The sequence below is a fragment of the Microbulbifer variabilis genome (genome assembly GCF_020524905.1).
Taxonomy (GTDB): Bacteria; Pseudomonadota; Gammaproteobacteria; order Pseudomonadales; family Cellvibrionaceae; genus Microbulbifer; species Microbulbifer variabilis_A.
Genome location: NZ_JAIVKI010000009.1, coordinates 144,683 through 156,378 on the forward strand (window position 1 = coordinate 144,683; position 11,696 = coordinate 156,378).

The 11,696-nt window shown below is 47.9% G+C and carries 11 protein-coding genes; 10 read left to right on the plus strand and 1 reads right to left on the minus strand.

What is annotated here, in order from left to right; genetic code table 11:
• The first annotated feature begins 3 nt into the window (after positions 1–3).
• From mazG to LC073_RS12215, 8 genes are all read left to right on the plus strand, one after another.
• Positions 4–831: a nucleoside triphosphate pyrophosphohydrolase gene (gene mazG / locus LC073_RS12180; protein WP_226647416.1), complete on the plus strand. Its 828-nt coding sequence runs from the start codon at positions 4–6 to the stop codon at positions 829–831.
• Positions 832–974: 143 nt separating this feature from the next.
• Positions 975–1,628, plus strand: coding sequence for an adenylate kinase (adk, locus tag LC073_RS12185; RefSeq protein WP_226647418.1), 654 nt, complete (start codon positions 975–977; stop codon positions 1,626–1,628).
• A gap of 168 nt (positions 1,629–1,796) precedes the next feature.
• Positions 1,797–2,795 (plus strand): ferrochelatase, encoded by a 999-nt coding sequence (gene hemH, locus LC073_RS12190; protein WP_226647420.1) that lies wholly within the window; start codon positions 1,797–1,799, stop codon positions 2,793–2,795.
• A gap of 265 nt (positions 2,796–3,060) precedes the next feature.
• A complete protein-coding gene (locus LC073_RS12195) occupies positions 3,061–3,867 on the plus strand; it encodes a hypothetical protein (protein WP_226647422.1) in 807 nt (268 codons plus the stop codon).
• A 165-nt stretch (positions 3,868–4,032) separates the two neighbouring features.
• Complete coding sequence (gene tsaB / locus LC073_RS12200) at positions 4,033–4,734, plus strand: tRNA (adenosine(37)-N6)-threonylcarbamoyltransferase complex dimerization subunit type 1 TsaB (RefSeq protein WP_226647424.1); 702 nt, start codon at positions 4,033–4,035, stop codon at positions 4,732–4,734.
• A gap of 3 nt (positions 4,735–4,737) precedes the next feature.
• Positions 4,738–5,535 carry an undecaprenyl-diphosphate phosphatase gene (locus tag LC073_RS12205; RefSeq protein WP_226647426.1) on the plus strand — a complete coding sequence of 266 codons (798 nt, stop codon included), beginning with the start codon at positions 4,738–4,740 and terminating at the stop codon, positions 5,533–5,535.
• 5 nt (positions 5,536–5,540) lie between these two features.
• Positions 5,541–6,422: an NAD(P)-dependent oxidoreductase gene (locus LC073_RS12210; protein WP_226647429.1), complete on the plus strand. Its 882-nt coding sequence runs from the start codon at positions 5,541–5,543 to the stop codon at positions 6,420–6,422.
• An 81-nt stretch (positions 6,423–6,503) separates the two neighbouring features.
• A complete protein-coding gene (locus LC073_RS12215; protein ID WP_226647431.1) occupies positions 6,504–7,625 on the plus strand; it encodes a DUF3524 domain-containing protein in 1,122 nt (373 codons plus the stop codon).
• A 715-nt stretch (positions 7,626–8,340) separates the two neighbouring features.
• On the opposite strand, the gene LC073_RS12220 is transcribed toward LC073_RS12215, so the two are convergent.
• Positions 8,341–9,192 (minus strand): DMT family transporter, encoded by an 852-nt coding sequence (locus LC073_RS12220; protein ID WP_226647433.1) that lies wholly within the window; start codon positions 9,190–9,192, stop codon positions 8,341–8,343.
• A gap of 249 nt (positions 9,193–9,441) precedes the next feature.
• On the opposite strand from LC073_RS12220, the gene LC073_RS12225 reads away from it, so the two are divergent.
• Positions 9,442–9,621: a hypothetical protein gene (locus LC073_RS12225; protein ID WP_226647435.1), complete on the plus strand. Its 180-nt coding sequence runs from the start codon at positions 9,442–9,444 to the stop codon at positions 9,619–9,621.
• Positions 9,622–10,580: 959 nt separating this feature from the next.
• Positions 10,581–11,435: a DUF2279 domain-containing protein gene (locus LC073_RS12230; protein ID WP_226647437.1), complete on the plus strand. Its 855-nt coding sequence runs from the start codon at positions 10,581–10,583 to the stop codon at positions 11,433–11,435.
• Positions 11,436–11,696: the final 261 nt, after the last annotated feature.

The window sequence follows — 11,696 nt, forward strand, 5'->3', positions numbered from 1 at the left end:
TACTTGCAAGATCAATATTCGGTGGAGGACCTGCTCCACCTAATGGCCCAACTGCGCAACCCAAATGGTGGTTGCCCCTGGGACCTGAAGCAGACATTTTCCAGTATCGTTCCTTCTACGATTGAAGAGGCCTACGAAGTTGCCGAGGCGATTGAAATCGAGGATTACGAGCATCTACACGAAGAGCTTGGGGACTTATTATTCCAGGTGATCTTTTATTCCCAGCTTGGCCTCGAGCAGGGCCACTTCGATTTTTCCCGTATTGTCGACACCTTGGTGCGTAAGTTAGTGCGCCGTCACCCCCATGTATTTCCCAGTGGCGAACTCTACGGAGAAAATGACTCCTCTGAGGTGGACGAGGCAGAGATAAAGCGCAACTGGGAGGCTATTAAAGCCAAAGAGCGTAACGAGAAAGGGGAAAGTGGGGCCCTGGCTGGTGTTACCGCCGGATTGCCGGCCTTGACGCGTGCGGCCAAATTACAAAAGCGTGCCTCTCAAGTGGGCTTCGACTGGCCTGACATTAGCGGCGTGCTGGACAAAATTGAAGAAGAAGTGGCGGAATTGCGCGAGGCTGTTAAGGCTGGAAATCGGGAGCATGCCGGGGAAGAGCTCGGTGATCTGTTGTTTTCCTGTGTCAATGCCGCTCGCCATCTGAAAGTTGACCCAGAAGCCGCGCTGCGTCAGTGCAATCGCAAGTTCGAACGCCGTTTTGGCGCAGTTGAGACAGTGCTTTGGGCCGATGGACGCGAGCCGGAAGAGGCCAGCCTGCAGGAGCTGGATCAGCTCTGGGAGCGGGCGAAAGCTGGCGAAAAACAGAAACCAGGTGCATAAAAGACCGTAAAAGTCGTCGTTAATCCTGGAGTAATGGGTGTACAACGGTCGCAATCTTGCCCAATTTGGGGTGTACGTGTAAGGTAGCGCTCTTTTGGCGCGGCGGCTATTGGTGCGTCGATAGTTTTGGAGGCTTACTGAACATGCGAATTATTCTCTTGGGGGCGCCGGGGGCCGGCAAAGGCACTCAGGCACAATTCATAACAGAGAAGTTCGGCATTCCGCAGATCTCCACCGGCGATATGCTTCGCGCAGCGGTGAAAGCGGGCACACCTCTCGGCTTGCAGGCGAAAGACATTATGGAGGCTGGCAAGCTGGTTTCCGACGACCTGATTATTGCCTTGGTGAAAGAGCGCATCGCTCAGGCGGATTGTGAAAATGGATTCCTATTCGATGGTTTCCCCCGGACAATTCCCCAGGCACAAGCGCTACTGGATGCTGATGTTCATATCGACCATGTGCTGGAAATTGCCGTGGACGATGAGGAAATCGTCAAGCGCTTGTCCGGTCGTCGTGTTCATGAAGGTTCTGGTCGTGTCTACCACCTGGTGTACAACCCGCCTAAGAGCGAAGGTGTAGATGATGTGACTGGTGAGGCATTAGTGCAGCGCAGCGACGATACCGAAGAGACTGTGCGCAAGCGTTTGGCGGTTTATCACGAACAGACCGCACCATTGGTTGGCTTTTACCGAGAGCTGGAAGCGCGTTCCCCTGAAGCTGCCCCCAAATACAGTAAAGTGATGGGTGTTGGTAGCATGGATGAGATCCGCGATAAAGTCATCGAAGCACTGAGCTGATTGCTGTAATAACACTTTTAAGAAAGCCCCCTCTTGGGGGCTTTTTTGTATCTTCCCGACGGAGCTCTTATGAGCTTTTAGGATGCGCCTCCCTTGTAGTTGACTGACCAATCATTAAGATGGCCGGCAGTTTTTCCTGGCAAAATTGTATTTCAGACGGGGCTTTTTATGTCCACAGCGATAGTTTTGATGAATCTGGGTACCCCTGCGCAGCCCACTGCGCCCGCGGTAAGAGATTTCCTGAAAGATTTTCTCTCTGATCCCAGAGTGGTGGAAATACCCAGGCCCCTTTGGCTCACGATCTTAAATGGCCTGATTTTACCTTTTCGTCCAAAGAAGATCGCACCAGCTTATGCGGAAATCTGGAATTGCAGTGCAGACGATGCACAAGTTGAAGGTTCGCCACTTCTCTACTATACCCGTCGCCAAGCGGAGTTACTGCAAAAGCACTTAAATGATAAAGGGTGGGATCTTGCTGTAGAGTATGCCATGACCTATGGCGAACCGCGTCTTGATAAGGTTATTGAGGGACTGCGAGCAAAAGGCTTTGAATCTTTTATTGTGTTTCCCTTATATCCACAGTATTCAGCTACGACCACCGCCGCAATTTATGATCAGGTGGCGCAAATTTTCCGAAAGAGTCGTGATATTCCGGATATTTCTTTGGTTCGGGACTATTACCACAACCCTCTTTATATCAAGTCACTTGCCAACTCTGTCCGCGAGCACTGGCAGAAACACGGCCGGGCTGAAAAATTAATGCTGTCTTTTCACGGCATTCCCAAAGCGAATGTCGATAAGGGAGACCCCTATTTGCGCCATTGTCAGGAGACCGCGCGACTTCTAGCGGAGGAATTGCAAATATCCCAGGAACATTGGCAAGTTACATTTCAGTCTCGATTTGGTAAGGCAGAGTGGTTGCAACCATATACCGATAAAACATTGATGGATTGGGGTAAAAACGGCATTAAGAGTGTCGATGTAATTTGCCCGGCGTTTTCAGCAGATTGCCTGGAGACATTGGAAGAAATTTCGGTAGAGAATCGCGCTAATTTTATCGGTGCGGGCGGAAGTGAATATCATTATATTCCCGCGCTTAATTTGCGAACGGATCATATTGAAGCGCTTGCCGCGATTGTCGAAAATAAGTTGCCAGGAGCAAAATGATTTTTGGTTTTTAGCCATTTGGGCACCGTAAAAGGCAATTTGATAAGAAAAAGATACTTTTTTGCTGAAAAGTTTCTCATTTTTCGCTTTTTTACTTGCAATGCCGTATATTTTTATTAACTTTGATAAAGTTGTATCGAAATAGGCGGTGCATCGCTCTGTATAAGCAATAAAACAACCCATAGTGGTTTTATTCGATAGCTAACAGGCAGCGCTGCCAGCACACTTTTGGAAGTACTTCTTCTTTTTAGTGAGGAGACAAGGGATGGCAAGAGTAGTAAAAAAGAGTACACGTGCTAAAAAGGCAACCGGATCGACCAAGGCGTCGCTGGTAGTCGCAAAAGCACAAAAAGCCGTGGATACAGCGAGTAAGTCGCTGGATGCACAAATGGATCGTGTGGCAAAAGCAAAAGCGCGGGCACAAAAGAGTAGTACGGCAGCGGCAAAGGCTTCTTTGACCAATGCTAATAGCAAGGCAAAGGAATTACGCGCCAAGCTGGCGATGGCTAAAATGGAGCTCGCCAAAGCCAAGACCATGGATGCCGTTCGTCTCGCTGAAGAAGCGGCTAAAGAAAAGGTTAATGCCCTTTCTAATAGCCTCTCAGCCAAGGCTGATAAAGACTTGGCAGCAGCGCTCAAGGCTTTTGAATCGCGCTGGGTGAAGGCTCGGAAAAAGTCTCACGCCAGTAAGATCAAAGCTGCAGAGAAAAAAGCTGAGGCCAAGGTAAAGGCCGCCGCGAAGAAAGCAGCCACAAAAGCGAAAGAGTTAGAGAAGAAGGCCGCTGCCAAGCTTAAAACTGAAGGGCAAAAAGCTAAAAAGGCTGTGACTAAAAAGTCTGCTTCTGCCAAAAAAGCAGGTCGCCCGAAAAAGGCTGCCTCAGAAACCAAAGCCGCTAAGCGTGTAGGGCGCCCTAAAAAGGCCACTACAGCTGCAAAGCCTGCCAAGAGAGTGGGTCGCCCGAAGAAGTCCACCACTAAAGCGGAAGCGACCAAGAAAGCGCCAACCCGCCGTGGTCGTCCGCCCAAGGCCGGTAGCGCTCGACGCGGTCGCCCACCGAAGAATGCAGCCTAATTCAGCATTGTTTTAATTCGCTGCATGCTTCTAAGGCATGGCTGGCTCTTCGTCAACCCCGGTTTACACCGGGGTTTTCTCTTTGTGTATGTCACTAATCTACATGACTAGACTTTGTGACCATGCCACAATTCACCCCCCTCGATTACGCGGTTTGAAATAGTTGTGAAGATTCTTGCCCTGGATACCACGTCTGGTGCCTGCTCAGTGGCGCTCTATAGTAACGGCCAGATCAATGAACGCTTCGTACAGGCGGAGCGCGACCATACTCGCCGCCTGCTACCGATGGTGGAAGAAGTATTGGCAGAAGCAGAATTAAGTTTGTCTGGCCTGGATGCCTTTGCTGTGAGTAGGGGCCCCGGCTCATTCACTGGGTTGCGTATTGCTATCAGTTGTGTGCAGGGCTTGGCCTTTTCCGTCGATAAACCGGTGGTAACTGTTTCCAGCTTGGCCGCTTTGGCTTTGGGTGCCAGGCGTGCACACCCGCAATGGAAGCACTCTCCAATTATCGCGATGCTGGATGCCCGAATGCAGCAAGTGTATTGGGGTATTTATGGTGCAGAGACGCCCAATGATAGCCTTCTACCTGAAGCAGTGCAGAACCCGGAGCAGGTTTTACTGACATTGAGCGGGGCTGGACTGACAAATTCTTATTACGGTACTGGCCCCGGTTGGCATTATGAAGCCTTCAAAAAGGCCCGGGTTGAAGAATTAGACCTGGATGCCTTGATCCATGCGCGGGATATTGCCGAATTGGCTGTTTCCCTGTATCAAGAGGGAAAGATGATGCCCGCCGAGGCATTGGAGCCCGTTTATCTTCGCAATGAAGTCACTTGGCAAAAACGTCAGAAAATTCGATCCCGGTAATACATGGAAATATTTCAGATTGTTGTACTGGCCTTGATTCAGGGCCTTACTGAATTTCTCCCCATCTCAAGCTCGGCGCACTTGATATTGCCCGCAGAAGTTCTCGGTTGGCAGGATCAAGGGCTCGCTTTCGATGTGGCTGTACATTTTGGCTCACTGATCGCGGTAATCACTTACTTTCGAAAAGATATTTGGCTATTAATACGCGATGGCTTGGGAGGGCTTGGGTCTAGGCAGTTTAGTGATGAAGGGCGCTTGGCCTGGCTGATCGTACTCGCAACAATTCCCGTTGGCTTGGTGGGTTTAATTTTTAAAGGCTATATAGAAACTCACTTACGCTCGGCGTCAGTTATAGCGGCCACTACAATTGGTTTTGGCTTATTGCTCTGGTGGGCCGACATAAGCGGAAAACGGGTACAGACCCTGGACCAACTCAACTGGAAAAAGGCTCTAATTATCGGCGGCGCGCAAGTGCTGGCTCTTATTCCCGGTACCTCTCGCTCTGGCATCACCATGACCGCAGGGCTGATGCTCGGAATGAAGCGTGAAGCCGCAGCGCGATTTTCTTTTTTATTGTCGATACCAGTAATAGCCCTGTCGGCCATGTTATTAACATACGATTTACTTGGCCTGGAAACTGTTCCCTGGGGTGATATTTTGTTGGGCACACTGCTTTCTTTTATTAGTGCCTATTTGTGTATTCATTTTTTCCTGCAATTTATTAGTCGCATCGGCATGGCGCCATTTGCGATTTACCGCCTGATTTTGGGGGCGGCTCTTATTTGGATGATATGGGGGTAATCGATATGGCAACAGTAGCATTTATTGGTTTGGGCGTAATGGGTTATCCCATGGCGGGTTACCTGTCAAAAGCTGGTCACTCAGTAAGGGTATATAACCGTACAGCAAGTCGCGCAGAAAAATGGCTGGGTGAATATCAGGGTGAGTGCTTTACAACACCCGCTGAAGCCGCAAAAGGTGCAGAAGTGGTATTTGCCTGTGTGGGTAATGATAACGACCTGCGCCAGGTAGCTACAGGGGAGCAGGGTGCCTTCGCCACTATGGAAGAGGGCTCACTGTTTGTGGATCACACCACCGCCTCGGCGGATGTTGCCCGTGAACTGGCTGAAATTGGTAAAGAGAAAGGAATTGGCTTTCTCGATGCTCCAGTATCCGGTGGTCAGGCGGGTGCGGAAAATGGTGTTCTCACCGTAATGGTTGGTGGTGAAGCGGTAGACTTTGAGCGTGTTCAGCCCCTCATTGATACGTTTGCCCGCGCCGTAACCCTGTTGGGCCCGGTGGGCAGTGGCCAGTTGTGTAAAATGGTCAATCAGATCTGCATCGCCGGCGTGGTGCAGGGGCTGGCGGAAGGTTTGCACTTCGCTAAAGCGGCGGGCCTGGATGCTGAACAGGTTGTGGATGTTATCTCCAAAGGTGCCGCGCAGAGCTGGCAGATGGAAAACCGCTCCAAAACCATGCTGGCAGGTGAGTATGAGCACGGTTTTGCTGTGGACTGGATGCGTAAGGATTTGGCTATAGTCCTGCAGGAGGCGCAACGTAACGGCGCACTAGTACCGGTAACTGCACTGGTGGATCAGTTCTATAGCGAAGTACAGGCGATTGGGGGCTCCCGCTGGGATACCTCTAGTCTGCTTGCACGCCTGATGAATGTGCGCTCTTTCGACTGACTCTCTCTTTGAAAGCTTGTGGCAGAGCTGGATATTTCTGTGTCCAGCTCTGCATTCCCTTCCTTTGTTGTTTAGATTTCCATGAAAGTTTTACTGCTCTCGGCCTATGACGCTGACAGTCACAAGCGTTGGCGTAAAGGCCTGGTTGCCGCCTTTCCGGAATGGCAGTGGACAGTCCTGACACTGCCACCGCGATATTTCAGCTGGCGTATTCGCGGCAACAGTCTCTCCTGGGCCAGGGGTGAGGCAGCACAAACACTAAAACAACAATGGGATCTAATTATTGCCACCTCCATGACTGATCTCAGCGCACTGCGTGGCTTGGTGCCTGAGATAATGGGGGTGCCCACCGTGGTGTACTTTCACGAGAATCAGTTCGCCTACCCAACAAGTTCGGATGCGTTTCAGTCAGTAGAGCCTCAGTTGCTGAATATCTACACCGCACTAGCTGGTGATCTGTTGCTGTTTAATTCGGAATACAATCGCCGCACCCTGATTGAGGGAACGGCCAAACTTCTGAAGCGTTTTCCCGACTGTGTGCCTGCGGGGGTTTGTGAGGAAATAGAAAGTAAGTCTAAAGTATTGCCGGTGCCACTAGAGAATTCACTATTTACTCAAGAATACACTCAAACCGATTTTTGCTGGGATCACCGCTGGGAGCAAGGTTATCAGGGTGAGGTAAGTGAGGACACCCTAATTATCAGCTGGGCCGCTCGCTGGGAATATGACAAAGGTGCCGATCGTCTGCTACAAATCCTTCGGGGCCTAAAAGAGAAAAAGGTAAAATTCTTGCTCAACCTCATGGGGCAATCGTTTCGCAACAGCCCAAAAGAGTTTGAGCAGATACAACAGGAGTTTAACCAGAATCTCCTGGTGGTAGGTTATGTGGAGAGTGAGCAACTTTACCGGCAAACCTTACGGAATAGCGATGTATTTTTATCTACCGCTTATCATGAATTTCAGGGGTTGGCGGTAATGGAGGCTGCCGTAGCGGGCTGTGCGCCATTGGTTCCGGATGAGCAGTGTTATCCGGAGTTTTATCCTGAGGAGTTGCGTTATTCTGGAGCTGAAGGTGCGATAAACAAGTTGGAGTACTGGGCGAAGAACTCTGAGAATAAGGTAAGAGGAAGTGTAGATATTAATAGGCTCTGTTGGGGGCGATTTAAGAAAAGATATGGAAAACTGTTGTCAGATTTGTTGTGAGTTAATCTACTTATAGGTAAGTCTATTTGCTCCTTCCTTTCGCACCTTGCATGGAGAAATAGTTCAGATTATGCTTCGATGACACAGTCAACTTATCTTTTATTAACCCGACAAGCTTATAGTTCCCCATATTCAACTTTGAAGTGCATCACTTAATTTCTTTGAGGAGAAGAAGTGGCAGACCTTACCTTTAGCTGACCGTTCTTTTCTAGGTGATTAACGGATGCGCTTCAAAGTTGAATACAGGTATTGGTGCTGAACAGATACTAAAATCAAACGGCGTAAGTTTGAAAATTTTTCACGGTTCAAAATGTATAGACATATTGAATAGATTCATTCCAAGACATACTGACCTATGGGGTGAAGATATTAGAAAGTGAATCTATCGTATCGCCATCGCAGAAGTTTACTCATAGCGCTCAATGCGTTACCAGTTTTCGACGCGCTTAGGTAAAAACCTTGGGCGTTCTTCATCATCACCGTAATATGGATATGTATACAAACTGTCATTGACCTTGCGCCAAACATTCGCTGCCCAGCTCGTCGGTACCCGCTCCCGGTCCGAGACAGACATAATTGGGTGGCGGCTTGTTGATCGACTGACCCAGTTAGTGATTTATCGCCGGGTGCCTCCTTAATAAACCCCGTGAATGCCTGAGATTAACCCTAAGCGTTGAGACAATTGACTGGTACAGGGATACTTAGCATCTGGCCATTACTTGAGCTCTCTCGCTCGCACCCAGGCCAACCCGAGCCCGGCTGCAACCGTAATCCCCATACCGATTACACCACGGATGCCGAATTCAGTGCTAAATATAAAGTGATCGGCAAACAGACCGATGAGGATAGCACTGTAAAAGAGTGCCCCTACGAGATAGGCGGGTGCGATACGATTAGCAACCGTGTAAGCAAGATTCTGCGGGACGAATAGCAGCGCGGGAATCGCGAGAATCCATAGCGACGATGTTTCCAATTGCGCGCCCTCCCAGGTCGCAATAGACACGCTAAAGACCAGCATCCCAACAGCGTAGTAGAACATGATGCGTTCGGGCGGCTCGGTCCGGCCTGCAACCCCCGTTGCGACACTACCTGCCGCACGCGCTACTCCCGCCAGCAGCGCGAGAAGTGAGTAAGGGTTCAAAATGCCCTGGGCACTGTGTTGGAATAAAATGAGGCATACGCCAAGGAACGCCAATATCGCTAGGCAGATAGTTGCGGCACTAACCCGATGACCGAGAAATACCTTTGCTAGCAACATGGCGAAGAATGGATTCGTACTTTCCAGGACCAGCGCATCCGCGACCGGTATCCCCTTCAGTGCCTCGTAGAAGGCAGAGAAATAGATAAACCCCGATACTGTCCGAATGGTGAGGATCCACGGGCTCACAGGCTTTATGCCCGCCCATCCTTGCCGTATCAGGAGAAGCATCCCCGATAATGGGGCAAGTAGTACGACTTGTGCTGCTAAAAGTACAAAGGGGCTTAAGCCCACGCCAGCGCCTAACTTACCGGCAATGCCGATACAGCCCATCAACACTCCACCGGCGAGGGCCAGTCCAACACCCAAGGAATGGTTCTGATATGTGGATGGCAAGGTTTCACTACCTTCAGCAAATGTGGGTTAAACCCGACCAAGGCGTGATAATAATGTCTTCATTCGCGCTTCGAACGAGTCAGTAAGGAAAGGGACCTGTGTACTGCAAAATCCCTCGATTGATCGATTTCCCTTCAGGTTGGCTCGGCGTTATTGTTGCGACAATTTCATGCCAACTGGTGTCAGTGTCCCAATCCACATAAAAAATAGGGTAGACCCTATATGAAAACTGAAATTGGCTTTCCCGGGCACCCAGACTACCGTCTGGTCCGAACTATCAGATTACAGGATAGCGCCAGCTTTTTCCTACAGGAAGGTGCCGGTATTGTGTTTCTAACAGCAGGTGCACAAGGCGCCATGTATCGCGAGCAACAGGACGGAAATCGATACTCCCTGTTTTGATATCGACGCCGTTTGCAACAATTGGGGCCAGGATAAAATATTGTGGCAACGTTTCATGTGGGCGTGTTCAGTCGGGCTGGCAGCAATGAGCCTACCGCCAAAGGTAATCTAGCTGGCAGTGATGTGTTTCCGTATGCTTGGCTGGCTATAATTTCTGGTGGGCAAGCGTGTTACTTATGGATACATCTAAAGAATGCATTTTCTAAATTTAATCAATTGCAATCCAACATATGGTACTTGCGGGGACAAAAGGATAATTTATAGGGTGTTCTTATGTTGGCAATCTAATTGGTGGCAAAATAAATTATGCGTATATTTCCTTGAGTCCAATCTGATCTATCTGTTAATGATATAAACTTCTATTATTCACGGTCTATATAAGACAAATATTAGCCTTAAAAATATATTGTATGTTGCGGTAAACTTGGATGAAGATTGCGAGATTTGTTTGGGGTTGTTCAAATGCAATCTACTTGAAATCACTGAATAGGAAAGGGAAGAGCTAAGAATGAGGAAGTTATAGCTACAAAACCGTGGCTTTAATCATTTCCCATATCGATGCTGCCTAGATATGAAGCTTAAGCAATCATCTGTAAAGGTGCCTTCTCTGAAACTTAAATAAATTCTATTTTGGTCTGAGTCAGGTGTCGATTTTATCGGCATTCTTCGCTTGTAGTTCTCATGGTTGGTTTTATGAGGTTGAGTTTCATGGCTGAAAAATGGTTTCTAAGACTGCCTCTATTTGTGCTCTTAATGGTTGAAGGTCTTTAATGCACTGTATTGATTTTCATCGTATTCATCAGATCTAGATTGGATGTGTCTGATATTAAGTTGTTGTAGGCTTCGAATTAAATTTATAGTAGTTTATCTTGTGTCAGTATTTGTAAATTTTTGGCTTGAAAAAAACTTTATTCACATTGATTTCAAATAATAACATTTGTCTGAGCAGGTGATATCTTATGCAAGTTTTTGTCGTTGCTTTCCATTGTTTTCTCTTCTTGCTGATCAGCTTCTCCTCATCTGTCTCCGCCGAGATCATTAACTGGGAAAATAGTAAAAAATCTTTGTTCGATGCTAGATATGAGATTGCAGCTATCGCCGGAGGTATTACCTATCTTGGTGTTAAGGAATGGAATTGGGGAAGTTCATCATTCAATTTCAATAATGAAGACTGGTTTGGTATGGAAACTGGCAGCGGCGGTATGGATAAGCTTGGGCACATGTATGCCTCCTATGTAATTACGGAGGTTATCAGCAATGGACTTTCCCGTGAAAACGAAGCGAATGTTGCTGCAGCTTATAGTGCACTTTGGGGTGGCGGGCTTATGATGTATGTAGAGATGTTCGATGGTTTTTCCTCCGACCATGGATTCTCCTATGAGGATGTGATTTTTAACTCTTCTGGCATAGCGCTTTCCTATTTAAGGACTCTTAATCCTAAATTAAAAAATCTGGTGGATTATCGTATCGACTATAGGCCATCAAAAGAAATGAAGGGTTTTCATCCATTTACTGATTATGGTGGAATGCGTTATTTACTGGCAGTGAAAGCGGCTGGAATACCCTCGTTGAAAGATACACCGCTAAAGTACTTCGAACTCAATTTTGGCTATATGGCCCAGGGTTTCAAAGTAAAAAATGCGGAGAGAAATTCGGAAGTCTTTATTGGAGTTAGCGTAAATCTTGATAAGCTGCTATTCAAGCCTTTTAGGAGTCGCTTGAAACGTACGGGAAAGTTTGCTTCTACCTTTTTTCATTACTATCAACCACGCTTTAGCTATGTCAAAATGACTCTTGATAAGCGTAGTAACTAGAAGTTATTTTTTAAGTTGGAGTGGACTGCCCTAAAGTTACAGTGAGGAAAAAAACCAGTAAGTATAAACGACATTATGTCAGGGATGATCGGTACGTAGTGAGAATAAATAGAAACCTGGCTAGGATATGAAATGATAGGTCGAATTTTTTCGGTTAGATGAATTATTTTAAGGGTTTCTTATGGATTTTTTCCATGTGTATGGTGGGTAGGATCAAACCCTCTCAACTCTCTTGAGTTACACGGAAGTTACTTTGCCCGG

Bases quoted from the DNA above. Each gene is read 5' to 3' on its own strand.
- adk (WP_226647418.1), top strand. From the start codon at position 975: ATGCGAATTATTCTCTTGGGGGCGCCGGGGGCCGGCAAAGGCACTCAG.
- hemH (WP_226647420.1), top strand. From the start codon at position 1,797: ATGTCCACAGCGATAGTTTTGATGAATCTGGGTACCCCTGCGCAGCCC.
- LC073_RS12195 (WP_226647422.1), top strand. From the start codon at position 3,061: ATGGCAAGAGTAGTAAAAAAGAGTACACGTGCTAAAAAGGCAACCGGA.
- LC073_RS12205 (WP_226647426.1), top strand. From the start codon at position 4,738: ATGGAAATATTTCAGATTGTTGTACTGGCCTTGATTCAGGGCCTTACT.
- LC073_RS12210 (WP_226647429.1), top strand. From the start codon at position 5,541: ATGGCAACAGTAGCATTTATTGGTTTGGGCGTAATGGGTTATCCCATG.
- LC073_RS12215 (WP_226647431.1), top strand. From the start codon at position 6,504: ATGAAAGTTTTACTGCTCTCGGCCTATGACGCTGACAGTCACAAGCGT.
- LC073_RS12225 (WP_226647435.1), top strand. From the start codon at position 9,442: ATGAAAACTGAAATTGGCTTTCCCGGGCACCCAGACTACCGTCTGGTC.
- LC073_RS12230 (WP_226647437.1), top strand. From the start codon at position 10,581: ATGCAAGTTTTTGTCGTTGCTTTCCATTGTTTTCTCTTCTTGCTGATC.